The organism is Paenibacillus sp. J53TS2 (genome assembly GCF_018403305.1).
Lineage (GTDB): Bacteria > Bacillota > Bacilli > Paenibacillales > Paenibacillaceae > Fontibacillus > Fontibacillus rhizolycopersici.
In genome coordinates, this window is sequence record NZ_BOSK01000041.1 from 1 (window position 1) to 262 (window position 262).

General features: G+C 44.3%; 1 rRNA gene. It reads left to right on the plus strand.

The window, feature by feature from the left end:
* A 16S ribosomal RNA gene (locus KJS42_RS22980) occupies nucleotides 1-90 on the plus strand; the annotation flags it as partial.
* Nucleotides 91-262 lie beyond the last annotated feature (172 nt).

Sequence of the window (262 nt, forward strand, 5' to 3'; positions counted from 1 at the left end):
AGGAGCCAGCCGCCGAAGGTGGGGTAGATGATTGGGGTGAAGTCGTAACAAGGTAGCCGTATCGGAAGGTGCGGCTGGATCACCTCCTTTCTATGGAGAATCGTCTTCTGTAACGAAGACATTCAAACAAGCTAACTCAGGTTAGCAAAGTTACTCACTCGTTGGTCAGTTTTGAGAGTTCAACTCTCAAAAGCATTACCTTGATCCTTGAAAACTGGATAAACGAAACGAAATTTGCGTTTTAGAAACATTCCTTTTAGCT